23 protein-coding genes are annotated in these 26,335 nt (G+C 43.5%); 4 read left to right on the forward strand and 19 right to left on the reverse strand.

Annotated features, from left to right (window positions below):
• Window positions 1-7: 7 nt before the first annotated feature.
• The 9 genes from M3191_RS05985 to M3191_RS06025 form a co-directional block, all read right to left on the reverse strand.
• Entirely contained in the window at window positions 8-859 is an 852-nt protein-coding gene (locus M3191_RS05985; RefSeq protein WP_251699338.1) for an ABC transporter permease, read from the reverse strand.
• Window positions 856-1,785 (reverse strand): ABC transporter ATP-binding protein, encoded by a 930-nt coding sequence (locus M3191_RS05990; protein WP_251698969.1) that lies wholly within the window; start codon window positions 1,783-1,785, stop codon window positions 856-858. The genes M3191_RS05985 and M3191_RS05990 overlap by 4 nt, the downstream gene beginning before the upstream one ends.
• Window positions 1,782-4,199, reverse strand: a complete 2,418-nt coding sequence (locus M3191_RS05995; RefSeq protein WP_251698971.1) for a hypothetical protein — start codon at window positions 4,197-4,199, stop codon at window positions 1,782-1,784. Before M3191_RS05995 ends, M3191_RS05990 begins: the two co-directional genes overlap by 4 nt.
• An 80-nt stretch (window positions 4,200-4,279) precedes the next feature.
• Window positions 4,280-5,170, reverse strand: a complete 891-nt coding sequence (locus tag M3191_RS06000) for a LysR family transcriptional regulator (protein WP_251698973.1) — start codon at window positions 5,168-5,170, stop codon at window positions 4,280-4,282.
• Window positions 5,157-6,644: an MDR family MFS transporter gene (locus tag M3191_RS06005; RefSeq protein ID WP_251698975.1), complete on the reverse strand. Its 1,488-nt coding sequence runs from the start codon at window positions 6,642-6,644 to the stop codon at window positions 5,157-5,159. Before M3191_RS06005 ends, M3191_RS06000 begins: the two co-directional genes overlap by 14 nt.
• A gap of 87 nt (window positions 6,645-6,731) precedes the next feature.
• Window positions 6,732-7,169 carry a cyclic-di-AMP-binding protein CbpB gene (cbpB, locus tag M3191_RS06010; protein ID WP_251698977.1) on the reverse strand — a complete coding sequence of 146 codons (438 nt, stop codon included), beginning with the start codon at window positions 7,167-7,169 and terminating at the stop codon, window positions 6,732-6,734.
• A 117-nt stretch (window positions 7,170-7,286) separates the two neighbouring features.
• Entirely contained in the window at window positions 7,287-7,523 is a 237-nt protein-coding gene (locus tag M3191_RS06015) for a hypothetical protein (RefSeq protein ID WP_251698979.1), read from the reverse strand.
• A gap of 92 nt (window positions 7,524-7,615) precedes the next feature.
• Complete coding sequence (fadH, locus tag M3191_RS06020) at window positions 7,616-8,374, reverse strand: 2,4-dienoyl-CoA reductase (RefSeq protein ID WP_251698981.1); 759 nt, start codon at window positions 8,372-8,374, stop codon at window positions 7,616-7,618.
• Between the two features lie 135 nt (window positions 8,375-8,509).
• A complete protein-coding gene (locus tag M3191_RS06025) occupies window positions 8,510-10,216 on the reverse strand; it encodes a putative bifunctional diguanylate cyclase/phosphodiesterase (protein ID WP_251698983.1) in 1,707 nt (568 codons plus the stop codon).
• A gap of 219 nt (window positions 10,217-10,435) precedes the next feature.
• Here M3191_RS06025 and M3191_RS06030 point away from each other — a divergent pair, with 219 nt between their 5' ends.
• Window positions 10,436-10,897, forward strand: a complete 462-nt coding sequence (locus tag M3191_RS06030) for a YkyB family protein (protein ID WP_251698984.1) — start codon at window positions 10,436-10,438, stop codon at window positions 10,895-10,897.
• A gap of 84 nt (window positions 10,898-10,981) precedes the next feature.
• Here the strand turns inward: M3191_RS06030 and M3191_RS06035 are convergent, their stop codons facing one another.
• The 5 genes from M3191_RS06035 to M3191_RS06055 all read right to left on the reverse strand — a co-directional run bounded on the left by M3191_RS06035 (window position 10,982) and on the right by M3191_RS06055 (window position 15,528).
• Window positions 10,982-11,854 carry an NAD(P)-dependent oxidoreductase gene (locus M3191_RS06035; protein ID WP_251698986.1) on the reverse strand — a complete coding sequence of 291 codons (873 nt, stop codon included), beginning with the start codon at window positions 11,852-11,854 and terminating at the stop codon, window positions 10,982-10,984.
• Between the two features lie 147 nt (window positions 11,855-12,001).
• Complete coding sequence (locus tag M3191_RS06040) at window positions 12,002-13,246, reverse strand: hypothetical protein (RefSeq protein ID WP_251698988.1); 1,245 nt, start codon at window positions 13,244-13,246, stop codon at window positions 12,002-12,004.
• Complete coding sequence (locus M3191_RS06045; protein WP_251698990.1) at window positions 13,189-14,397, reverse strand: DUF58 domain-containing protein; 1,209 nt, start codon at window positions 14,395-14,397, stop codon at window positions 13,189-13,191. Before M3191_RS06045 ends, M3191_RS06040 begins: the two co-directional genes overlap by 58 nt.
• A complete protein-coding gene (locus M3191_RS06050) occupies window positions 14,397-15,332 on the reverse strand; it encodes an AAA family ATPase (protein ID WP_251698991.1) in 936 nt (311 codons plus the stop codon). Before M3191_RS06050 ends, M3191_RS06045 begins: the two co-directional genes overlap by 1 nt.
• A gap of 16 nt (window positions 15,333-15,348) precedes the next feature.
• On the reverse strand, window positions 15,349-15,528 hold the full coding sequence (locus M3191_RS06055; RefSeq protein ID WP_251698993.1) for an aspartyl-phosphate phosphatase Spo0E family protein: 180 nt from the start codon (window positions 15,526-15,528) through the stop codon (window positions 15,349-15,351).
• 237 nt (window positions 15,529-15,765) lie between these two features.
• On the opposite strand from M3191_RS06055, the gene M3191_RS06060 reads away from it, so the two are divergent.
• Complete coding sequence (locus M3191_RS06060) at window positions 15,766-15,954, forward strand: YkvS family protein (protein ID WP_251623739.1); 189 nt, start codon at window positions 15,766-15,768, stop codon at window positions 15,952-15,954.
• A gap of 49 nt (window positions 15,955-16,003) precedes the next feature.
• A complete protein-coding gene (locus M3191_RS06065; RefSeq protein ID WP_251698995.1) occupies window positions 16,004-16,642 on the forward strand; it encodes a hypothetical protein in 639 nt (212 codons plus the stop codon).
• A 63-nt stretch (window positions 16,643-16,705) separates the two neighbouring features.
• On the opposite strand, the gene M3191_RS06070 is transcribed toward M3191_RS06065, so the two are convergent.
• Both M3191_RS06070 and M3191_RS06075 read right to left on the reverse strand, forming a co-directional pair.
• Window positions 16,706-17,146: a MarR family winged helix-turn-helix transcriptional regulator gene (locus M3191_RS06070; protein ID WP_251698997.1), complete on the reverse strand. Its 441-nt coding sequence runs from the start codon at window positions 17,144-17,146 to the stop codon at window positions 16,706-16,708.
• A gap of 84 nt (window positions 17,147-17,230) precedes the next feature.
• Complete coding sequence (locus tag M3191_RS06075) at window positions 17,231-18,661, reverse strand: ATP-binding protein (protein ID WP_251698999.1); 1,431 nt, start codon at window positions 18,659-18,661, stop codon at window positions 17,231-17,233.
• Between the two features lie 203 nt (window positions 18,662-18,864).
• Between M3191_RS06075 and M3191_RS06080 the strand changes: the two genes are divergently transcribed.
• Window positions 18,865-20,622: a B12-binding domain-containing radical SAM protein gene (locus tag M3191_RS06080; protein WP_251699002.1), complete on the forward strand. Its 1,758-nt coding sequence runs from the start codon at window positions 18,865-18,867 to the stop codon at window positions 20,620-20,622.
• A gap of 49 nt (window positions 20,623-20,671) precedes the next feature.
• Here the strand turns inward: M3191_RS06080 and M3191_RS06085 are convergent, their stop codons facing one another.
• The 3 genes from M3191_RS06085 to M3191_RS06095 form a co-directional block, all read right to left on the reverse strand.
• A complete protein-coding gene (locus M3191_RS06085) occupies window positions 20,672-22,021 on the reverse strand; it encodes a TrkH family potassium uptake protein (RefSeq protein ID WP_251699004.1) in 1,350 nt (449 codons plus the stop codon).
• 126 nt (window positions 22,022-22,147) lie between these two features.
• Window positions 22,148-22,900 carry a TerC family protein gene (locus M3191_RS06090; protein WP_251699006.1) on the reverse strand — a complete coding sequence of 251 codons (753 nt, stop codon included), beginning with the start codon at window positions 22,898-22,900 and terminating at the stop codon, window positions 22,148-22,150.
• Window positions 22,901-23,196: 296 nt separating this feature from the next.
• Window positions 23,197-26,262 (reverse strand): efflux RND transporter permease subunit, encoded by a 3,066-nt coding sequence (locus M3191_RS06095; protein ID WP_251699008.1) that lies wholly within the window; start codon window positions 26,260-26,262, stop codon window positions 23,197-23,199.
• Window positions 26,263-26,335 lie beyond the last annotated feature (73 nt).

Consider the following 26,335-nt stretch of genomic DNA (forward strand, 5'->3'; position numbering starts at 1 on the left):
CACCCCATCATTTTAATCGTTTCATATTAACACGTAGTTTTTTCACAGCGATAAACAGAGCTAATGCAGTAACGATTCCGTAAAAAATCAAATAGCCTGCCCAGATCGGAAAATTGATCTTTGTCATTTCGGTGATCGACCGATTTAATTCAGGCGATAGGAATGTCGCGAATAATACCGCCGGATTAATGGAAGCTAAAAACTGTCCTAGGTAAGAAGGCGATGTCACCGGGGTCCCCATATGGTTAAATGCTTTCATTTGAATAACGATAATGAATAGAAAACCTGTCACTACTGACAAGAAAAGCATCATACCGTAAGTTGCAATCATGGAAACAACTGTTCTTCGAATTAAAGTTGAGAACATGACGCCAATGCTGCCAATAGCAAGTAATGTAACAAATAGGAACAGGAAGATCTTCACGAAATCCCCTGGTGAGATTCCACCAAATAAGAAGACCAAACTGTAAACCGGAAGTCCTGCTACAATGAGCATCAGTAGAAAAGCCACCGAAGAAAGCATCTTACCGGAAATGATCTGAAAAGAGCTTTGCGATGTCGTCAATAAAATGGGCAACGTCTGTTTCTCCCTTTCCGAACTGATTGAACCAGCCGTCAATCCAGGGGCTGTAAACAATACAAGCCCCAGCTGGATATAGGAGAGAAAGGCGAATAAGACAAAGCTTTGACTTGGCTTGAAATAGGAAGTTCCCGTCAAATTGACCGTCAGAAAAATATAACCGAAGACAAAGATGCACATTGCCAACAGAAAGAAGAGAATCCCATTGAAACCTTTGAATGACCGGAATCTGAGCTTCAACTCTTTAAAAAGAACCGGATTAGTAAAATTCATCTTCAGTCGGCCCCTTTCGTTATTTCCATAAAGACATCTTCCAAGTTCGTAACATGCTCCATGAAGGAGAGAATCGGCAGATCGTTGAGAATTGCCTGTTTCAGCATATCAATCTGCTCCGCTTCCTCACCTCTATAGATGAAGGAAACTCCTTCATCTCCTTCGAGTTTTTCAATTGAAGTGACAAAAGGCTGTTCTTCAAAAAATGAGATAGCTTCCGCGGATTGCGCCGCCAAACGGACGGTTATCATTTTTTCGCCTTGCAGCTTTTTCTGTATTTCTGCAACAGAACCATGGGCTATCAGTTTGCCATTGTCAATGACACCGATTTCATCACACATCTCCGCCAATTCAGGCAAAATATGCGAAGATATTAAAATCGTCTTCCCCATGCCTTTTAACGTTTTTAAAATGTCGCGCATTTCAATTCGTGCCCGTGGATCCAACCCAGATGCCGGTTCATCCAAAATGAGCACTTTCGGATCGTGGATGAGGCATCTGGCCAAACATAATCTTTGCTTCATCCCCCGGGATAGTAGGTCGACATATGAATCTCTTTTATGTGAAAGATTCACTAATTCCAACAACTGCGGAATAAGTTTCTTCCTATCTTCTTCCGGAATTCCGTAGCTGGCGCCATAAAAATCAAGGTATTCATCAGCCTTCAACTGATCATACACCCCAAAAAAATCGGGCATATAGCCGATCAGTTTACGAATGTCAGCAGGTTTTTCCCGCACGCTTACCCCGTTAATAATCACATCGCCTGAAGTCGGCTGCAACAACGTGGAAACGATGAGGAATGTCGTGGATTTTCCGGCGCCATTGGCACCGACAAATCCGAAGACAGTTCCTTCGTCTAATGTTAAATTCAAATCATCAAGGGCAGTGAATTGACCATATTTCTTCGTCAAACCTTTAATCTCAATCATTTCTTCACCTCGCCATGCAACTGGATAGTAGGCGGTTGCCCTTCATTGCCGTGTTGCTTATTAATGAACTCCATCCTGAATGTCACTTTTCCATTCGCCGTTATATAGTCATCAATTGAATCCAATGTCAATTTCCTTTCGGATTCAAGTGCATCATACGTTTGTGTTTTGACATTCCAGATTTGTAAAGTGTATAACTGCCTTTGTATTTTCGAAATGTCCATTGATTTCCAGACAGATACTTTTTGCACTAGATCCTCGGGCACTTGCCACGTTTGGATATACGTATCTTCATCAAAATAATACGTATTCGCCGCATACCCGACAGGATGGGCCTGTATGTTATTTGCCTCAGAAATGAGATTCATCGTCATCATTTCAGGGTCTACTGTAAAGCTTCCGCTAAACTCGACTTTCGGTGCGAACGACTGCGATAGCAATGTTAACGAATCAGTCGCCGCCTTTGTTTTTACGAGTTCAATTGGTACGAGTTTTGTGTCCGTATAGCCAATGAGCGCCGGCTTCGGATTATTGCTCATGAACTCACCTGAGAATGTTATTAGACTGTCTTTTCTCATTTTCGTCAGATCATCGGTCGATGCAGGCATTTGCCCCATATGCATCGAGTTGGAAGAACGTTTTCGAACCAATGTCGAGGTCTTCAACGTTTCATTAACCTTCATTGTTTCGCCAGGACCCAGATCACCAATTTTTATTCTACTCGTTCCAGACCAAATAGCAATGTCGTTCACTGGAAACGGGAAATTGTTTGTAATTTCACCTGTCAGCTGTTTGTCTTTCACCGTCAAATTAATATCGAAATTTCCGACTTCTTCTAATACTGTTTGCCCGTAAACTGTCGCAACATCCCAATAGCCGATTCCACGAAGATGCAAATTCGAACCGGAAGCATTCCTCTCAAGAATCGCCCGCTTATGCGAATTGGCCCCCATTGAAGAAGGTCCGAACAGCCCCATGGAGTAGGGAGTGTAGGTAGACATTGCCGTTTCTTTCGGTGCTGAAAAAATAAAATCGTCTGCTTTGTTCGTCAAGATCGATTCAACGAAATAGCCGGTCAATCTTCCGTCCTGCTCCACATCGAATATGGAAGTTTGCTGGAGTTGTGCCTGCCCGATCCGATCACGCGCCCCATACGCGAAAATGAAAACGGAGACGCCAACGGATATCGCCGGAATAATCCACCAGGCATGTTCTCGCTTGTCTTTCCTCTTTAAAACGATATACAAGACCGGAATGATGATAATAATATAGAAGATGATCACACCGAAAAGAAATGGTGCAGAAACTTTAAAGGATGGAAATAGTTCATTCGAATTCCCTATAGTCCACCGCAATGATTCCATCGGATCGTTATAATACGGCATCATGCCGCCTGCAGTCGCTGCTTGACTTGCCGTATCGAGCAAAGTTTTCCACACTGCTGCAGCTCCATGCATTTTTGAAAAAGGCTCATCCCCTATAGAAAACGCCGTTTGCATAACAAGCCCTTTGCCAAGGGGTTTTGAAGCGGCCAGAATGTCCGCTTCTTTGGAAAAAACAACTTTCGAATCAGGATTTAAAGTGGCTGAAGCTATAGTGATTTCCTTATCAAAATCTTCTCTGGACGTCCATTCATTGAAAGCTTCCGGGTCGATTGTCTTCTTTCCGTTGAGCGTCAATGGCAAATGCTCTGCAAATATACCAGACTCCGCCGCAAGATGATCTGAACCGCCGAAAATGATGATGCCGCCCGAGCGGACCCAGTTTAGAATCGCTTCCTGCTCAACTGCTGACATGTCTGCTATGGGATATTCGTCCACGATAATCATATCCGTCGGTCCCCATCCAGCCGCTTCTTCCGGCAGCTTCAACGCTGCGATTTTAGAAGCATCAATCATTTGAGTGTTAGGAAAGTTGGTTAAGCGCATCCCCTTCAAAGCGGACAAACGGTCGATGTTGTCGGTGAAAGCAGTCATGATTTTCGTATCGTCGTGATACATCGCAACTGTGATTTGCTGGCTTCCTTTATGGTCGATCTCCTTGCCTTTTTTCCATCCACCTTCGTAAAAGTAGATGGATTTCGCATTCATTCCATACATATTGAAATCGAACATTTTTTGATTGATGAATGTAACGGTTTTCGTTTCTCCCGCCTGGATATCCAGTGGAAATACTTCACCGACGCCGGATTCATATGACTGCTGTGTATCTATGACCATATCGCCGGTGAATGCGGTTGCTCCGTTATTTTCGATTTCGACCGTAATCGGAGCACCTTTGCCGTATTTCGCTTTTCCATCAAATCCCGCAGTCACCTTAACTTTTAGTTCAGGTGCAGCGGATGCATGGATTTCCGGCACAAATAAGCAAAAAACTATTATGGCGAGTATGATTCCCCACTGTTTCTTCCACATATTGCAACCCCCAATTGGACACCGCCAATATTCTGTATACCTTCTTTAATTAGTACGTAGCAAAATTAGGAAAGTTCCTTTTACTTCAATTCTTTTCTTAACTTTTCGGCATGTGCATCAAGGACTTCCATAAAGGCGCTCACTTGCTTCAGTTCAAAAGTGGAATCATAGCCGATCAACCAAGTATCCCTCGTCAATTCAAATTCTTCCTCGCTATTCAGTAAAGGGATTTTATTCACTGTTTCGTCTCCCGTCAGCGTGATGGAAGGCAAAATTGCATAACCGATTCCATTCAATGCCAACTGCTTGCATGTTTCAATCTGATCGACGGTAATTTGCCTTCTCGGATACTGTGAAAAATGACGCTGCCACCACCGTTGAATTTCCATGTAATAATTGGAGTCGCTTTTAAACTGAATGAACGGCCGCTTTGTTTCTACCAATTCATTAATCGATGTAATCTCTTGATCAACCAAATAGAGGCGGTCCCTGAACAAATAGGTCTTCCTACTTTTCCAATCCACCTGTCCTCGCACGATCCCGACATGGGCTTCCCCTTCATAGAGTGCTTTCACAATTTCCGAGCTCCAGCCCGTCATCAAGGAAATTTTCGCATCCGGATACATGCTGACAAATTCTTTCAACACTTGTGGCAGCCATGTTTGCCCAACGATGGAAGCGCAGGCGATTTTAAGGGTACCGTGTACTTTATCCGCCAAAGATGCGATCATCTCCGCGGTTTCCTCTTTTTTCTGGATCGTCTCCTTTGCGAAAGCAATTACAAGCTCACCTGCCGGAGTCGGCTCCAACCCTTTTTGAGAACGGATAAACAGCATCGTTCCCCAATCTTTCTCTATCGTCTGCAGGCGTTGGGACAAGGCTGGCTGAGATAGAAAAAGCCGTTCAGCCGCCTTGCGCATATTGCCTTCTTCCGCCAAGGCTTTAATGATTTCCAGCTCAGTTGTCGTCATGAAGAACCACCTTTCCCCTCGGTATCCGCAATATGAGCAGCAGGCTAATAACAGCAAAAACAAGTACAGCCACATACACCCATTGCAAAGACCCATCCAGCGCTTGCTGTAAAATATTCATCTTTGAAGCGGATACTGTCGACCTTGACTCTTCAGTCAATAAAAGATTAATATCATTCACTTCATAATCGAGATTTTTCCCTCGGAACGTCGACATCAATGATCCATTCAATACTGCGCCAAAAATAGCCGCGCCAATCGTATTTCCGAAATTCCGCATAAACATATTCGCCGCAGTTGCCGATCCCCTTTGTTCACGGCTGACAGCCCCTTGGATCGTTACGATGAAGGATGTGCTCGTCAAGCCCATTCCGATACCTACGAAAAAGCTTGAACATGCTGCCCATAAAGGACCCGATTCGCCCGTCATCCAAACAAACATGAGTGAACCTATTACAAGTGAGATGCCACCCGCAAAGGAAACATTGAACGTGCCGAACTTGATCAACAAATGGCCAGCAATGGAAGATGCAATTGGCCAACCAATCGACATGGCGGTCAATGTGAACCCTGCAATCATAGCAGACTGTTCCATGACGCCAGTTACGTAGGTGGGCAGGTACGAGGACACACCAATCAGAATTACACCCGTAGTCAATGAAACAAGATTGGCATACAGAATAACGGGGTTCTTCCAAATGGCAAAAGGCATCATCGGATCTTCTGCCTTCCTTTCGGTCCAAATGAACAATGTAAAGAGCCCGGCGCCTAAAATAATAAGGAGAAGGCTTGTCGACGATGACCTTCCAAAGGATTGTCCGCCTTCAACAAGCCAAAATAGGATGATCGATAGTGAAGTCGTCAATAACGCGGCTCCCTTTATATCAATTGCCACTTTTCTCTCGGTAGCCGGTTCTTGAAGGAAGAAGTAAATTCCCACCATTGCCAATAAACCTAGCGGTACATTGACCCAAAAAACATATTTCCAATCCCAGTATTGGACAATCAAACCTCCAATTACCGGGCCTGACACTGCCGATATGCCCCACACACTCGATAAATACCCTTGGATTTTAGCCCGTTCCTCAGTGGAATATATATCCCCGACGATGGTTGTCGCTATCGGCATAACAGCCCCTGCTCCCAAGCCTTGGATCAATCTGAAAATAATGAGCATTTCCATCGATGTGGCGAATCCGCAAAGAATGGAACCGAATAGGAAAATCGATAAACCTACGAAGAATATCGGTTTTCGACCGAATAGATCGGCTAACTTTCCATAAATAAGGACGGTAACGGTACTCATAAGCAAATAGGCGGAAAAAATCCAACTATATCTCGAGAAGCCTCCAAGCTCGCCTGCAATGGCAGGCATCGCCGTTGAAACGATCGTCGCCTCAACAGCACCGACAAACATCGCCAACATAACAGATATGAGGACGAGCGGACGATTGGTCTTTTTATGTAATTTCATTTACAATCCCCTTTCCACCAAAAAAGCCGATAAATAAGAAAAGGCCCCTATTGGAGCCTTCTATTCAAGGAAAAATCCTTGGGAAAATTACTTCATGTAAAGATATTTTTTGAATTCTTTCAACATGACTCTTCTTGTAAGTATACCCGCAAATGTGCCGTCTTCTTCAGTGACACATAGGAATGTGTGATTAATGAGTAAATCCAATCCTTTTTGGAATTTATCAGTTGTTTTAATAGCTGGGATGTCAGTTTGCATAATCTGATCTACTTTCAGATCTGCCAGCTTTTCATATTCGATCCGTTCCAATCCCAATATTGAGTCTGTGATCATCCCAATCCCTAGAAGTCCCTTTAGATGGCTCTTTACATCAATGACAGGTATTGCAGAATAACCGGTTTTCGTCAGGACGAGAAGGGCGTGTTCAGCATTGTTGCCGACTTGCACGCATGCCACTTTTTCAGCAGGAATCAAATAATCGGCAATCGGCACCTGAAGAAAATCCCTGTTATTTACAGAAATCATTAAAAATCGCTCCTTCTGATCATAAGCTTTCATAACAATTCTACAACCCTATCATACCATAAGAGTCAGTGAACATCCCATCGAATTATGAAAATTGTTCCATTAGAAAACCTCTTCCTATATGGAAGAGGCCCAGTAAAAGAAAATGACAAACAGTATGAAGAGCGCTGCCACTCCGATGACCCAGATGATCGGGTTTAATGAGAACGGATGGTCTTCCACCGCTTCCTCTATTCTATGGTCCTGCGGATCAAACGAAGTTGCAGCTATTGCATCCCATTTACTGACGGCTTTCCATCCGATGACGCCGATAATAACAAAGACAATCCCTAACGGAATAATCCATATAGCCATAATCGATAGTTCCCTCCCTATGCACGAATTGGAATTAGGTTGTGCAAGTTAGGGAGAATGATACTGAAGAATATTGATGGATGCTTTCTAATTTAGAAAGGATATTGATTCAACCACTGTCCTCCATCGAGTGTGACGATTTCGCCGTTCATGTAGGAGGCTTTGTCGGACATGATGAAAGCGGCTAGTTCCGCAATTTCTTCCGGTTTGCCTACACGTCCTAATGGGACTGAATTGATCGTTCGTTTCACCGCATCCTCGGATTGGAATAAGCGTTCCGCTCCACCTGTGCGCTCAATCGGTCCTGGAGCAATCCCATTCACCCTGAATCCGAATTTCCGTCCCCATTCTACAGCTAGAGTGCGAGTCAATGACATGACGCCAGCCTTTGCAGCAGCCGAATGGACGACTCCCGGACCCGCATCCCATGCATATGTTGCAAGCATGTTCAAAATAGCCCCTTTTTGCCCTTTTTTGATCCAATAATTGCCGACTGCACTTGTACAATAGAAGGTTCCGTTCAACACGATGTCAATGACGGCTTTCCAGCCATTAGGTGAAAGTTCTTCGGCATGAACGAGAAAGTTTCCAGCAGCATTGTTAACGAGCCCATCGATTCTCCCAAACTTTCCGTCCGCAAACTCCACCATGCCTTGTACGTTTTCAATATTGCGCACGTCCATTTGATAAGTGTGTGCACGTTCCCCGATTTCTTTCCGCGCTTCATCCAATCTGTCTTCATCCCGTCCTGTGATGATGACGTGAGCGCCTTCATCGGCAAATTTCTTCGCCATATATTTCCCCATACCGCTTGATCCGCCTGTTACGATAATCACTTTGTCAGTAAACATGTAAATCCCCCACTTCCTATGAATGAATATTCACTCATAATTGTAACATAGCTTTCTATCGGCCGACTACTACATATAAAAAAGACTTTCTTCTGACAGGCGAATGCCTTTGTCAGAAGAAAGTCTTCTCTCACCTTACGCAAAATACCTTTCCGCGATTTCCGAGGCCGGGACCGCTTTGCTGAATAAATATCCTTGTGCCTTATGGCAATCTGCCTCTTTTAAAATTTCCGCCTGCAAATCCTTCTCTACACCTTCTGCAATGACTTGCATGCCTAGGTTGTGGGCGAGATTAATGATTGTTTTGGCAATCGCCTCGTTCTTTTCATCCAATTCAATGTCTTTGATAAACGAGCGATCGATTTTTATAATATCAATTGGATATTGCTTTAAATAGCTAAGTGAAGAGTAGCCTGTCCCGAAGTCATCGACTGAAATGGTCACACCGATTTCCTTCAATTTCTGCAAGGTTGAAAGCGTATCTTTCATATTCATCAGGGCAGACTCAGTAATTTCCACTTCGAATGAAGAGGGATGGATCCCATGCTTCTCAATGATTTGTTTTGCTTTCTCAGCAAATGCACCGATTTGAAATTGCTTAGGTGATATATTGACCGCAATTCGGACAGGTCGGAACTGCTTATCTTGCCATTCCTTCAACTGGGCACATACAACTTCCAACACCCAATCACCGATTGAATGGATCAGACCCGATTCCTCTGCCAACGGAATGAATTCGGCCGGTGAAACGAAACCGAACTTCCGATTATTCCATCTTAACAGCGCTTCGAAGCTGTCAATTTCACCCGTCTTCAAATTCACTTGCGGCTGATAGTGGAGTTCCAGCTCATTGAACTCGATTGCTCGGCGCAAATGAGCTTCCATCAATGCCGTATCAGTGAAAGCCGTATTCATCTCTTCACGGTAAAAACGATAATGGGAACGACCCCGCTCTTTAACGAACCGAACAGCTTGCTCGGCTTTCTGAAGCAGCTCCTCCAGCTCCGTTCCATCTTCAGGATAAACCGAAATGCCGATTGAGGACGAAATGAAATATTCCTGTCGATTAAAATAGAATGGTTTCGTGAAATCACTCATGATCTTCTGTGTAAGTTTCTCCGTTTTTTCGATGGAGTGGTTTTGTAGGAGGATGATATATTCATCCCCACCATTTCTATATAGCTTTCCCGCCTTAGGAATAACTAGTTTAATGCGGTCAGCAATCATCTTCAGGATTTCGTCAGCACCGTTTCTACCGATTGAATCATTGATTGTATTGAAGCGATCCAAATCCAATTGGATTAAGGAGAGCTGTTCATCACATCGAAAGGCATAATCAGCGTCAGCATCGAAGTGTTCTTTCAATGCACGCCTGTTCCATAAACCCGTCAATTGATCATGATAGGAAAGGAATAATAATCTCTCATTGTTTTTTAGATGAAAGGAAGTATCCCTCAAAATTAAATGGATTTCCTTTATATCCCCGCGTATAGCAACTGGGATCGTCTTGACGTATGCCGATAGATATTTGCCCCGCTTATGAAAGAACTTGATTCCTTCCATTTCAATTGACTCACCGGAAAACGCACGTGATAGAAAGTCGTTAAACTCATTGTTCTTCTCTTCGCCGATCAAATCGATGATTGCACGACCCGTCAATTCTTTTAATCGGTAGCCGAACGCTTTATGGACAGCGATATTCGCGTATGAAATACGTCCACTTAAATTAATAGTAATAATCGGGTCCAAGTTATGATCGATGACAGATTTGTACTTATGTTCAAATTCCAATCTTGAGTTGCGTTCCAACATCAATTCATCTTGCAGTCTGTTACTGTCCATGAATGCCTCCATGCATGTCGCTGCTCCTATGTACAATAATGTTGTTTATAGACGCCGAAACAGATTTTTCTACTATATTTTACAAGTATACCTTTATATTCGACAAAAAAATAGCCGTTCGCGAAAATTTCGGTTTTCTTATTCAAATTGCTTTGAAAAAGTTTTGAGAAGCAGTATGATAAGGTTGAATGGAATTATATCGTAAAGAGGGGGAATCAATTGAAAAAAGAAGAAACGGTGCGTCAACTCGCCATTGCCATTTATACTGTAAACAGGCATGCGAAAACAGCAACGAACAATCGTGAACTTTATTCATTAAAAAACAAAGCGATTCAACGGCTGTTGCAGTCGGGCGACGCAAAAAAAATCGGCTTGCATTTTGTCGACAATCCTCAGCTTAGCCAGCAAAGCTCCACTGTGCTCGTAAAGTGCAGCGATTTCCTCTTTCATACCTTACCGGAAAAAGACGATTTCACGTCCCTTCCCCATTTAGGCGCACAAGACCAAACTTTCCGTAATCCACAAGAGCGAATGAATTTAAAAACTGCTAAGGAATTATTGATCGATTTTCTCGGGGAGCAAAAAGCACCGACGAATGCCAAGAAAAAAACGTTCATTCCGAAACGTCCTAAAGTATCCAATACACAATCGTTCAGATCATCCTATTTGGATGGAAAATAAAAAACGGGCCGCTTCAGCAATCAGTAAGTTTGATTTGCTGGAACAGCCCTTTTTTACTTGCTAAGCACGTAAGACAACATGCGTTCACACGCGACTATATTGTTTGTATAAAACCTGCGTTCCTTTTTCACCATATCCTTCTTCCAAAAGCTCTCTGTACATTTCCTTCGCCAATTGCAGTCCTGGTAAAGGCAAGTTCATCTGTTCCGCTTCCGCCAAGGCGATATCGATGTCCTTCAGGAAATGCTTTACGTAAAAACCCGGTTCGAAATCCCCTTTAATCATCCGTGGCGCCAAGTTCGAAAGTGACCATGATCCAGCAGCGCCTGATGAAATCGATTGAAGGACCGTCTCAGCGTCGAGTCCAGCTTCCTTTCCATATACAAGCGCTTCGCATACGCCGATCATATTAGTCGCAATGGCGATCTGGTTGCACATTTTCGTATGTTGGCCGGCGCCAGCTTCCCCTTGATAGACAATCTCCTTTCCGAACACTTGCAAGAGAGGAAGAACTTCTTTGAACGTCTGTTCAGTCCCTCCGCACATAATGGAGAGTGTCCCGTTTTGTGCGCCGACATCCCCACCGGAAACTGGTGCGTCAATTGAAGATATCCCTTTCTCTTCAGCTTCAGCAGCAATCCGTTTTGCTAATGCAGGACTGGATGTCGTCATGTCGATGAGAACCATTCCTTCTCTGGCATTCGCTATTATCCCATCCGCAGAATAATAGACCTCCTCTACATCGGATGGATAGCCGACCATCGTCAAAACGACATCAGCGGTTGCAGTCGCTTGTCCCGCAGTTTCAGCCCATTGTGCGCCATGCCCAATGAGCGCTTCCGCTTTTTCCTTTGTGCGGGTGAATACTGTCACTTCGTAGTCTGCATTCAATAAATGCTTAACGATGCTGCTGCCCATGACCCCTGTTCCGATAAATGCAATCTTCTTTTTCCCCATGTTTACCCCTCCATTTTTGTTCACAATATTCATTATAAGCGTTTAGGACAAAAAAAGGAGGACAGATCCTGTAAAGGGTCTGTCCTCAAAAGGGGGAAATGAGAATGTTGCTGTGTTCAATTATAATGTCCCCCGTTTCAAAACTTCTTAAACATCTTTTTCAAAAAAAGTTTTTTTAATGTGTTCAATCTCTTGGATGAATGTTGAATGCTCCGTTTCCGAAGGGGTGCGTGAACCGTAACGGACATCATTATAAATCGATAAAATCAAATCATTCTGCTTCCAACCCATCCTTGAGAACCACTCTTTCACTGTTTCCCCATGCATGCGGCTGAAATTGTTTTTTTGCGCTTCTTTCTCGAATTGGAGGAAGGACTCCCGCACTTCATCCCGTGCAGATGAGTAGTCATACAACAACTGACGTTGCTCTTCAGGTTTTACTTTTCTACCTTTAAAGGAGAAGGAGTAATTTTCAAGTTTTTCCACATCACGTTTCTTCCCTTTTCGCTTCATGAGAAGAATAGCGATAATAATGAGAATGAGAAATGCTACTGCCAATGAAGTGTATTCGAATATGGAAGATGAGGCACCATAAGTCTCCAATTCCCCCTGCAATTCAAAGTCAATGAATCCGCTCTCGGGTTCCACCAAATTTTCTTCGATGAACTTTTCTCCGCCTGATTTGAAATACTCAATGATAGGCTCCATCGATTTTCCGAAAAGGGTCAGCACTCCTCCGAAGAGAAAGCCTGCTACACTAATCATACCTCTTCTCACAGGGTCTAAAGCAAATAAGACGACAACATATACAAGTGACCCCAATGCGATAATATAACCGAAAACCCTGCCCGCTTCCCTCACCTTGAAATTGCCTAATTGCCTGCTGTTAACGGTAACTGAAATCATCCGTATGAAAAAATAAAGGAAGGAGGTAACGAGGAACAGGATAATCTGTTGTCTCATTAGAACTTCAGGACTATAATAGGCGAAAAGCAATCGTGCCAGGAAAAACAGAAAGACAAAAACAAGTGTGTTTACAGTTAAAAATGGCCACCCTTGAATTCTGGATCCATTGAAATTCGCTTGGATTCTCCACAATACATAAACAAAGAAAATTAGCATATTCATCAGCGGCGCATTGAAAAGAAGAATCGGGGCCGTAACAACCAGTGCCAAACCTGCGCCGTATCCAAGCGAATAGTCCCGATTATAAAACAGGAAAAAGGAAATGATTCCTCCGATGATTGATATGAACAGCCATACATAAGGCATGATGGAACCGGTTTCCCCTAAAAAGAAAATGAATAGATAGGATAGGAGGAACATTTCGACAATTAGGCGTTCAGATAAGTTGAATCGGTTCCGGTCTTTTTCATATGTTGATTGTCCCAAATCCTTTCATTCCTTTCATGAGAATTGTCCAAGATGACTTCATAGCGTTTAATCCATTGTTTTGCAAGAGCTTTGACACGGTCATTTTCATGAGTGATCAAAACGACGGTCTGCGGAAGCTGCCCATGACTTTCCATATGCCGAAGCATTTCTTCGAAAGGCAGTTTTGCATGTTTATCCGATATTTTCGCAAGCATGACCATCACTTTTTGGAATTGAACTTTACCCGATCCACTTGGCAGCAGCAAATAAGGTTTTGCTCCAAAACTTCGAATATTAATCGCTACTGAATAAGGAATATCATTCTTCATGCAGTAATCCGCATACGAAACGAGGCGCTCCACCTTTTTTTCAAAGTCCAAAAAGCCTCTTTCCTTTTCAATCGCGTTCATCATTAAAACGACACTTTGCGAGCTGACAGGCAGAAATTCCTTTGTTTGCAGCTTCTGCATCCGGGCACTTGCTGTCCAATGGATCTGATCAAAACGATCTGTCGGAATGTAATCCCTTGTGCCGATCGGTTGGAATTCATCCTGGAATAGTGATTGCTTCTGTTCGGTTTCGCCCGGTTTATAAGGTGATGATTTTAATTCCCTGCCAAGCGATGTCACCCTAGGGTACACTAAACTTTGATAATATATCGGTTCATTTAGTTCCATATGGACAAATCCGTCTCCGAATAAATGCGGGATTTCCAACATAACCCTTGTCACTCTAGACAAGCCCCTCTTTTTTCCTTCCAGGGGGATACGGATTTCCACTTTTTTATTCCCGCCTATTGCAAAAGGGACTGTTAAATCATATATTCCGCTGTAGTGTCTCTTGTTATCCGAACTTGGCGCAACCGCGTCTTCCAAGGAAATAGTCAACGTCCCATTCCAAATTGGTACTGTTCCATTTTCGAACTCTAAGACGAGCTCTTCCCTTTCGCCAATCAGAATCCGTTTCTGCTTTGCTCTAAATGTAACTGAGAGGTGCTGTCCAACCTTCGAAAAATAAATATTCTGGAAGGCGAGCATTGCAAATACTGCTGCAAAACATGCGGCAAGCCAAATTTGCAAATAAATGAAGGCAAAAATGAAGAAAACTCCAGTGATCGCCATCCCTTGGTGAATCGATCTGAACCCATGTTCATAGCGTATCCACTTCATTAGACTGTCGCCTCAAGTGGTGCTGTAATGGAATTCATGATTTCTTGAAGCACTTCTTCGATCGTCTTTGTCAATACCCCTTCCGTCGAAAGTTCCATCCGGTGTAATGCGGCTGGTGGAAGGATGTATTTGACATCATCCGGAGTGACGTAATCCCTGCCTTCTATATATGCTTTCGTCCTGGCAGCCTGAAGAATTGCAAGAGCCGCACGGGAACTTAAGCCAAGCTCCAGGAAAGGATGCTCTCTCGTTGCACGTACGATTTTCAATATATACTTTTCGACATCTGTATGGACTGTCACTTCTGCGGCATCAGCAGACCATGTTCTGACCGTCCCCGCATCGATGATAGCATTCGTCCTGATCTGTCCAGGGTTCTTGCCGTATTGCCGCAGTATATCGTGCTCCTCTTCAAACGATGGATAATCGATGTTCAACTTGAATAAAAATCGATCCAGTTGGGCCGCCGGCAAAGGAAATGTCCCTTGCTGCGATTCAATTGGATTCTGTGTCGCAATGACCATGAACGGCGTCGGCAAGGAAAGCGTTTCACCGTCAATTGTCACTTGCCTTTCTTCCATCGACTCTAAAAGGCTTGATTGTGTCCGGGGGGTCGCCCTATTTATTTCATCCGCCAATAATATGTTTGTCGAGACCGGGCCGGCCTTCAGGATAAATTCCTGCGACTGGGGATTAAAATAGCGGATGCCAGTCACATCCGATGGCAATACATCCGGAGTAAATTGCACACGCTTAAAATCCCCTTTAAAAGCGTTAGCAAAGCTTTTGGCCATCATTGTTTTTCCAGAACCCGGAACACTCTCAAGCAAAACATGTCCCTGTTGCAAAAGTGCGATAAGCATTAGATCAAATTCTTTCTCTCTGCCAATTACCGCTTGGTTCAGTTCATTTCGGAAGTCCTTAATTGTTACCATTAATATCCCACCCTTTCTATTGTTCTATCCATTCTATTAGTCCAGGCATCTCTTCCAGGGAATTATACTCATTGATCAACCTATCGAGCATTTCGCTAATCAGTAATGTTTCTATTGAAGATAAGCCTTCTTTGCCCGCTACAGTAATCAATTCCTTGCGCGTCGTCTCAATTTGAGCTTCCAATAAATGTTTCATGCGCAATACCTCCCGAGTGTAGATATACCTAACTACCAATTATACACGATTTTACAGAAAACAGGTAACTCAATTTGCGATATTTTACAATAGAATGAAACTTCAATTAACACGAAGTTCTACTACCCATAGTTTCTGCACAATAAATGAAAACACATTTTTTGAATGAAATACTTTACGTCACGGACTTTTTAAGGCAAACTATAAAAGATAATCTGTTTAAGGAGCTGTTTGATTATGAAAATCGCAGAAGTGGGAAATATTATAGAGTTTAAAGATGGCTTGCAAGGAATTGTGGAGAAAGTGAATGAGAACTCCGTAATCGTCGATTTGACATATATGGAAAATTTCGATGAACTGCAAATGGAGGAAAAAACTGTTGTTAATCATAAACGCTATACAATCATCCACGGCAGTGATGAATGAAACATTTTACGTTGTACGACGTCCAATAAATGAATAGGAGTGATCTTCAATGAAATTCAATTGGAAAATAGTATGCACAGGATTTGCAGCCGCGATTCTCCTTACAGCTTGCGGCACTGATAATGCGGATCAAAATGAAGCCCAAACGGATGAACCGGGACAAGTGGTAGATGAGACAAACGGCAGCTCGACAGATGGAACGTCAACCGATGCCGGATCTGGTTCCACAAATAATAGTGCTGGGGAATCCGCTGCTAATATGGCCGATGCTGTGCTTACTGAAAGCGATGCCCAATCATATGCCATGGAAGTATTGCCCGGCTATACGTTAACTAGTGAAGAACCTGGACGGGATAGCTTGTTTGCAGATGAGAATCCAGAAGCTTTTATGCGCATTGAAACTCAACCTGCCGAAGAGGGAGCATATGATTACTTCACGGAAAATATGCAAGAGGTATTGAAAGCCGCGAGCAATGGAGCAGAGCCTGAAGAATTGACGGACGTTTATACGGATGTAGAGGATAAGGGCATCAAGAATGCAAAAGCATTCAAAGTGGATACAGAAACGGGACCTGTCACGGGAGTCGTTTTTGAAAAGGATGATATGGTCGTGAGACTTACTCTATTCGATAATCCAGATGAAGAATACAAAACTGATTTCTTGAATATGGGACAGACAATACAATAATTTGATAGTAGAATGACAAACGCCGAACAGGTTATGCCTGTTCGGCGTATTCTATGCATGAAATCATGAAAGGTTCTTAATGGATAAGCCTAGTTTTCTCAGGAGTTCGATTGCGGTGTCCTGCTCCGTTTTCGAAAGTGCGGACATCAATTCATTGATCTTCTCTTCATGGGACGGAAAAATCTCTTCGATCAATTCCTTGCCTGCAGCTGTAATGGACATATACGTAATCCGTTTGTCTTCGGTGCAATACACACGTTCAATAAGCCCTTTCTTTTCAAGCTTATCTACGACATACGTCATGGATCCACTGCTAAGCAGGATTTTCTGTCCGATCTTTTGAATGGGCTGCCTTCCTTTGTGGTATAAAAGTTCCAGGACGGCAAACTCTGTTGGATTCAGCTTATAGGTTTCTATCAGTTTATTCGCCTCTTCCAAGACAACCTTGCTTGCCCTGGAAAGGACGATGAATAATTTCAATGCACGTTCTGTATCATTTGACATAGTTCGGATCCACCTTTTGTTTTCCTGTCAGCGTCTCGACACTATTATATCGACAAATAGACGATTGTGTCAAAACGAATCGATTCAAGAGACGATGGACTGCTTGCTGTTCAAAGGATACGAAGCACCTTCTTTTGCCTTAGGGAAGGTCAATATGAATTTTGTACCTACATCGATTTGACTATCGACGGCAATCGTCCCACCGTGATCTTCGACTGTTTTGAGAACAAAAGGCAGTCCTAAGCCTGTTCCGCCCGGCTTAGAGCTGAAGAAAGGCATGAACACTTGGCTCACTTGATGGCGAGTCATCCCTTTTCCCGTATCCGTTATGGAGAGGATCAGTTTTCCGTCGGATTCCGAGAGGTGAACGGCAAGCTTCCCCCCGACCTGCATCGACTCCAGAGCATTTTTAAATAAATTTAAAAGAACCTGCTTCATCTTATCCGGATCGCCGAAAATGTGTGGGTTGCTGCTAAGTTCCGCCGACTGGGCAACTTCGATTCCATCCATGACCGCTTTAGGCAACAGTATTGAAACCATATCTCCGACCAATACTTCCAAAGAGAAGACGGCTTTCTTCTTTTCAGACGGCTTTGACAAGACGAGCATCTCCCCAAGAATGGTTTCCATTCTTTCTATTTCATCTTCGATTACGGAAATATAGCGGATGGAATCGTCTGTAGCCGATACTTTCAGCAACTGTGTGAATCCTTTCAAAGTAGTGATCGGATTCCTTATTTCATGAGCAATGCTTGCAGCGATTTGTCCGACGGCGGATAATGATCCTGAATGGGCCAACTGCACCTGCAGATTCTCTTTTTCCGTGGAATCTGACATTTGGAAAATAAATATATTTGTTTCTTTATCGTAGTAGGTTGTAATATGATAGTATCTTGTATCTTCTGCTGACCTTTGGTACGTTTTAATTGACTCGACAAAGCCTTGAACTTTCACCTTTTCAAGAAGATCATGAACGGACTCATCATTTTCAGGATCTATTATGGAAAGGACGTTGCCAATACTTTGACCAACCAACTCTTTACGTGTTTGATTGATAAACACGCTGTGTACTTCATTCACATCACGGATTTTTCCGTCTTGATCGACCAATAGCAAAAAATCGGATGATTGTCTGAACGCGTTGAAATACGTTTTTAAAGAAGGAATTTTGCAAGGTTCCTGGAAATCAAACTTTGCAATGATTTTTTTCATGTCAGGAATATAGAATAATTGCAATTCACTCGGTACGATTTCATCGAAACATAATGTAACAGACAATTTTTCCATCAATATCTGTTCGGATGTACTTGCCCTTTCTGAAAATCCTGTCCATTCACACAGAGATGTCGAATCTATGATTTCACTGATATTCCTTTTGCCCGTTATGTCGAAGTGCATTTTAAATGGCTCATTTTCATAGTAAATATCCCCATTTACATGTAAAACCAAGCTCGGTCGAAAACTGTCATCCAACAGGAATGACAAGCTTTTTAAAGTACTATCGAAATCACTCATTTGATACCTCCTGTGCCTATTACCAAACAGTATGTGAAACGACAAGATTTCATGCGAATAGAAGCATATTTTAGAACTTCAGTTAAGTAAAGTATCTTTAATTCTGATTATTTCATATTGTCTATCGTAATAAAATAGTAGTTAATGACTAAAATAGGTGTCTAATCTATCGGTAATTAGAATTATATCAAAGGAGCAAGCATATGAACATAGTTCTCACAACATTAAATGCAAAATATATTCACACAAATCTCGCTATCCGGTATTTGAAATCATACGCAATGCCGGAATACGAACCTATATTGGCGGAATATACAATAAAAGATCCCGTTTTAAATATTGTATCAGACATTTATCAAAAAAAACCAACTATTGTCGGATTCAGTTTGTACATATGGAATATTGAGGAGTCGATCAAGGTAATCCGGATTCTCAAAAAAACAAATCCGGAGCTAGTCATTGTAGCCGGGGGGCCTGAAGTGACGTATGACTTCGACAAATGGTTGGAAGAGGTCCCTGAAATCGATTTTATCGTCCTTGGCGAAGGTGAAAGGAGTTTTAAACAGCTGCTCGATTACCATGCGGGGAAAATCAGTCTCAAAGAAGTGCCAGGAGTCGCTTATTTAGAGGACGGAAAGCTGAAATCTTCCGCTCCCGGACCGAAACTGGACTTACGAGAGCTGCCCTCCCCTTTCAGATTCCCTGAAGATATTCCTCATCTGGGCAACCGGGTGACATATATTGAGACGAGCAGGGGCTGCCCGTTCTCTTGCCAATTCTGTTTATCATCCATCGAAGTCGGCGTCCGTTATTTCAATCGGGATTCAGTGAAGAACGACATCCGATATTTGATGAAAAATGGCGCCAAGACAATCAAATTCGTAGACCGAACGTTTAATATCAGCCGGAGCTATGCCATGGAAATGTTTCAATTCCTTATTGATGAACATTTGCCGGGCACAGTTTTCCAGTTTGAAATAACCGGCGACATTATGCGACCGGAAGTCATCAACTTCTTGAACGAGAATGCTCCTGCCGGGCTCTTCCGCTTTGAAATCGGAGTGCAGTCGACAAATGATTTGACGAATGAACTAGTACAACGAAGACAAAACTTTGAAAAGCTGTCCAGAACTGTCACTATGGTGAAAGATGGCGGAAAGATTGCGCAGCATCTCGATTTAATCGCCGGGTTGCCGGAAGAGGATTATGATTCATTCAGAGATACATTCAACGATGTATTTGCCATGCGTCCTGAAGAACTCCAACTAGGTTTCCTCAAGCTATTAAGAGGGACTGGCTTGCGTATCCAGGCGGAACAATTCGGTTATACGTATATCGACGAAGCTCCCTATGAAATCTTATCCAATAACGTCCTGACATTTGATGATATCTTACGGATTAAACAGACCGAGGATGTACTTGAAAAGTATTGGAATGACAATCGCATGCCGCGTACGGTTGAGTATCTCGTATCGGAAGTGTTTGAAACGCCGTTCGACTTCTTCCAGCAATTCGGTACGTTTTGGGAAACGAAGGGCTGGTCAAGGATTGGCCATCAGCTGCAGGACTTGTACACAAGATTGGAGGAGTTCCTCCTTGAGTATGGACATGTGGACATGAGCATCGTTACTAGTTTAATGAAAATCGATTATTTGGCGCATCATACTTTCCAACCACGACACATTTGGTGGCGTGAAGAGATGGAGCCTGAAACACTGACAGCAATCGAACGATCGGTGCTGAATGATAAAGTCCTGCTGAGCACTGTTTCAACGCCTACACGGCTTACCGAAAGGAATATCCGGAAGCATACATTCATCACTCCTGTCTCCATCCGGCCGTCAGAGGCATATGAAGAAGGTTCTGCGAAAGAAGAAGGCTATCTTGTCACGTTTTTCTGTAAAGGACAAAATCCGCAATTTCATTTTATTGAGAAAACAACAGAGAAAACAGTTCTCTAAACATAAAAAGCATCTTTCCTCTTCTATACTGCGAGGAAAGATGCTATTTTCATCCGATGATGACGCGTTCTTTTGGATATGAGTACGGTTTTTTATTCGTCTTTCCACCTAATGTATACAGGAACGAAATGAGACCTACCCGTCCAATGAACATGAGGACCATGATAATTAATTTACCAATCACCGACAGGTCGGATGTAATTCCGAGCGACATGCCGCACGTACCAAATGCAGAAGTGATTTCAAAGAGGAGTGCGACGACAGGAATATCCTTTTCGGTAATTAGCAAAATTAGCAACGCCGTCATAACCATCATTGCGGCGAGCAGGATAACTGCATAAGAACGGTAGACGTCTATAAGTTTGATTTCCCGTCGGAAAATGTTAATGACGTTATTGCCGCGTGCAAAATTGATCAGAAATAGAAGCGCGATGGCGAATGTCGTCGTCCGGATTCCCCCACCTACCGAACTGGGGGAAGCCCCTATGAACATAAGTGATGAAATGAAAATATCCGTTGCTTCACTGAATTGTGTAATGTCATATGTTGTCAATCCTGCTGAACGCGAAGACACAGAGTGAAACAATGAGGCAAATATCTTTTCATGCCATGCGAGCCCTTTAAAGGAGTGGAAGGACTCCAAAATATAAATGAGCAACGCCCCCCATACGAGCAATAGCCCGAACGTAACGGTTGTAATTTTTGTAAAGAGCGAAAAACGGAAATTCGGCACTTTCTTCGAGAAAAAGCTTTTCACTTCTATGAGTACCGGAAAACCGATTGCACCGAGGATTATGAGAATCATCGTGACTGTTTGTACGAAGTAATCACCGAAATAAGGATGCAACGATGATCCAGTAATATCAAAACCGGCATTGGTCGTCGCTGAAACCGACATGAACATCCCATTCAGCAAAGCTTCGCTGAACGTGTCGTAATACCGCTTAATATACAATGTCAAAATGATGCCGCCTGTAATCTCAATCAAAAAAATGATCCGGACAATCTGATTAATGAGTCCGACGACTCCGGCTAGGGAGTATTGGTTATGGTCGGCCATGATGAGTTGACGTTCACGCAAGCCGATTCGCTTTTTGACCAATAGCCAGAAAAATGTACCGATCGACATGATGCCGATTCCACCTAATTGCAGGACGAGCATAAGCATGCATAACCCGAAGACGGAATAGGTGCCTCCTATGCTAATCGGCGTTAAGCCTGTCACACTCACAGCACTTACCGCAGTGAATAAACTATCTATGAAGCTGACTTCAACGCCTGGCAAATAAACGCCTGGCAAATTCAACAACAGGAAGGAAAATCCGATCGCCAAGAAATAATAAAAGACGATAACTTGAGCGGGTGTGAATCTATGCAGACTTTCCCTTGTGAGTTTCATGCCATCAGAACCTTTCTAAAAAGAGGGAATCGTCTTTTCATTTTAGTGAACTTCTGCTGAAAAGGAAAGAAAACCGCTACAAAAAATATTCGGCCGGTACATTCTACCATGTACCGGCCGCTTCAATTATACTTTTTTTCGATTTCTAGCCATCGCTGTCAAATAACCACCAACAGCAATTGCTAAAAGTACACCCCAGAAAATCGATTTCCAGATTGTCGAATGCGGGAATGCCTCATCAATAATTTGCAGCTTAGGATGTGACAATGTCATTACGACCAATTTGACTCCCACCCAGCCGACAATAAGGAACGCGGCTGTTTCAAGGGAAGGAAATTTCTCCAATAGCACGACGAACTGTCTAGCGGCAAAACGGATAATAACCAAGCCGATGATTCCACCTAGAAGCATTACGACGAATTGGCCACCGTTAATTCCACCAACATGAAAATCACCAAGCTCCGGCAAAGTGACCGCCAGTGCGACTGCAGCAAGCATCGAGTCAAGGGCAAATGCAATATCTGCTAGCTCGACCTTGAAAACCGTCATCCAAAAACCGGATTGCTTACGCTGTTTTTTCGAATCATCATGGTCATCTTTCCCTCTATCTACTAAGCTTTTGATAGCTATGAATAAGAGATATGCAGCTCCGAGCGCCTGTATTTGCCAAATGTTCACTAAAAACGTAATCATGAACAATGCAGCAAAACGGAAGACAAATGCTCCAAGCAAGCCATAGAACAATGCCTTTTTCTGTTGCACTTTCGGAAGATGCTTCACCATGACAGCCATTACCACAGCATTATCAGCTGCCAGTAACCCTTCAAGTGCAATCAATACAACAAGTACCCATGCGTATTCCAATAAAATTGCTTCCAATTTGATTTCCTCCTTATTTCTCCAAATAAAAAAACCCTCACCTAATAAAAGGCAAAGGTCTCGCTAAGTCAGAAATTTTTAACTGAATATCTGCTATCATAACCGATGGCACTTGCCATGTATTGACGACTATGAAATAGGTTGCCCTATAGCTACTCCCCTTTGACAACTGTCAAAAGAAATATTTGGTTGTTGAGTGTTTACTAAGAAATTATACCATCAAAGATATCTGGACACAATTTATTCGCGAAGAATAAATAAAAAATCCGGAGAAATGCATCTCCGGATATTTACATCTATTCAATCTCAACCGCACGTTTTCGCGTTTGCCGGTCGAACAAACTATAGATGATTGGAACAATATACAGCGTAAGGAATGTAGAGCTGATCAACCCTCCGATGACAGCGATCCCCATCGGCTGGTTCATTTCCGTCCCTTCGCCGATGCCGAGCGCCAATGGCAACAACCCTAGGATTGTCGTTAAGGCGGTCATCAGGATAGGCCGTACACGGTCCCTTACCGAGGCGTTGATGGCGTCATAGGAAGACATTCCAGCCTCTTTCCGTTGGTTGATATAGTCGACGAGAACAATTCCGTTGTTGACGACTATACCGACGAGGACGAGAATGCCGATGACTGCAGTCACACTGATTGGCGTATTGGTGGCGAATAATCCCAACGCCACCCCAATCACCATCAGCGGCACAGAGAACATGATGACGAATGGGTACTTGAATGACTCGAATTGAGCAGCCATGACGATATAGACTAGAACTACGGCGAGAACGATAGCCATTAGCATATCATCAATCGCACTCTCGAACAGTTCCCGATCCCCCCCATAAGACATTTCCGTCTCTTCCGGCAGATCGATTTCTTTCACAATTCCATTCACTTTATCGGTCATATCCCCTAAAGACAATGACGACTCATACTTTACATTGAAGGAGACGGAGTGAGCTTGGTCAACCCGTTGGATGGAAACCGGTCCCTCTGCAATGGAAATCGATGCGACATCCTTCAGCGGGATGAAAGCTCCCGATGGAGCCCTCAACTTGATTTGCTTCAATTTATCAATGCTATTCCGATACTTTTCATCATATTGGACGATGACCGAGACAACATTTTCTTTTTTATCGACAAATTGTGAAGCAGCTTGACCGCGTGTAATCGAGTTTACGGTTTGAGCTATTTGATAAGGGGCCAATCCAAGGTCGGATGCCTTTTCACGGTCTACTTCAATATGGATTTCCTCGACTGTATCTTGAAGATTATTGGATATTTCCAGTACCGAATCCATTTTCCGCAGCTCTTCATCAAGCTTAGCTACCGCTTCGTTCAATCTCGCTTCATTCGTATCTTTCAACGTAAAGGATAATGTATTCGGACTCGATCCAGCTGCCGTCTGCATTTCAAAGCTGACGTTTGCATCTTCACCTATGAGATCAAGCACATCGGGTTGAACATCATCGACAAACTCGAATACCGAACGATTCCTCTCCTCTAGAGGTGCGAGTTTGACGTACATTTCCGCTCGATCCGATTCAGAGCCTCCTTGCGCCATGCTTTGCTGCGTCCCTCCGATAAGGCTGACGTAAACAGCAATATCTTTTTCCTCTTTCAACCTAGTCTCAATCTTTCTCACTACATCATTTGTAGATGACAGTGATGCTCCATTCGGCATCTTAATGGATATGCTGAAGAACCCCTCATCCGTTGGTGGCAGGAATTCCGTGCCGACCTTGAATAAGCCGAAGCCGCTAACTACTAGCAGGGCGAGCGTCATAATTAAAACGAGGGTGCGATGGCGAAGCGACCATTTGACAGATCGTTCAAACCTGTTCAACGTCTTCGAACGGCGCCTTCTCGCTTCGATATTCTTCTTGGGCTTAGTAAGCATCCGACTCGCCAACATCGGTACGACCGTCAATGCGACGACAAGGGACGCAAACAGGCTAAATGAAATCGTCAACGCGAATTCCGTGAAGATTTGCCCGATCAAGCCACTGATGAAAATGACGGGCACAAAGACGGCGAGCGTTGTCAACGTTGATGCTGTAATCGCTCCGCTGATTTCCTTCGCACCATCCCTTGCAGCTTCTGTACGGTCTTTCCCCATCGCAATATGGCGTTCGATATTTTCGATGACAACAATCGAATTATCTACTAACATCCCGATTCCAAGCGCCAAGGCGCCAAGCGTCATAATGTTGAGCGAGAAGTCAGCGAAAAACATGAGTACGAATGTAACGATGACAGAATAAGGGATAGCAATGCCGATAATGATCGGGCTTTTAATTCCCCTAAGGAATAAAAACAGAACGATCATCGCAAATAGTCCGCCAAGCAAAAGCGATTGGCCGATATTTCCGACGGCAAGTTTCACATAATCACCTTGGTCGAACAGAACATCCGCCTCGACACCTTTGTATTCCTCTTGGGCAAGCAAACGATCCAACGCATTCTTGAAAGCTGTAGACACCGTTGCCGTATTTGCACCTGATTCCTGCAGCACCGACATGAGGACAGCCTGCTGATCATTCGCCCTCGTTTCGGAAGTTGCTTTCGCTTCTAACATTGCAACATCCGCAATGTCTTTCACTTTCACCTTTCCTCCGGTCATCGGATTAATGCCTACCGTGACTTCTCTAATATCGGTGATGGTCGTCAATGAACTGATGATTCTTGTCGTCAGTTGCTTTCCGCCATTCGTTTCAATCGGCTCCCCTGGCATCGATACATTGTTCGCCTGGATTGCTTGTACTATGTCTGATTGGACAAGTCCAAAATTCTCAAGTTTTTTCTGATCCAGAATGACTTGGACCTCTTCCACCAATTTACCTGTAACGGTTACGCTGGCGACCCCTTTCGTCCTGCGCAGCTCCGTTTCCAGACGCTCGGCGATATCCCGTATATCCGCTTCTTCTGAGTTCGTTCGAAGCGATAACTGGAGGACCGGAAATTGTGCAGGGTCAAATTTCATGAACCTTGGGGCATTGGCGCCTTCAGGTACTGGCACTTGGTCGATTCGTTGCATAATGTCCAGTTGCACATCGTCGATTTTTGTAGCCCAGTCAAACATGAGCAGAATGAAGTTTGCACCTTCCTGTGACGACGACTGCATTGATTTCAAGCCGGGGGCAGTCGACAAGCTTGCCTCAAGGGGTTTTGTCAGTTTCTCACTCACTTCCGTGGAAGAGGCACCCGGATAATTGGTGACAACGACTGCTACCGGTGGGTTCAACTCGGGAATGAGTGTCACTGGAATTTTGAAAAAGGAAACTGCCCCTAGGATGATGACTAAAAACATTGTCACAATCGTAAAGACAGGCCGTTTTATGGAAAAGTTACTGATTTTCATTTGCACATCCCTTTCGTCTGCAAAGCGCTTACTACTATCATATTGAAAGATGACAGTAACATCAATCGTGAAC

The sequence above is a fragment of the Sporosarcina luteola genome, from assembly GCF_023715535.1.
GTDB lineage: Bacteria > Bacillota > Bacilli > Bacillales_A > Planococcaceae > Sporosarcina > Sporosarcina luteola_B.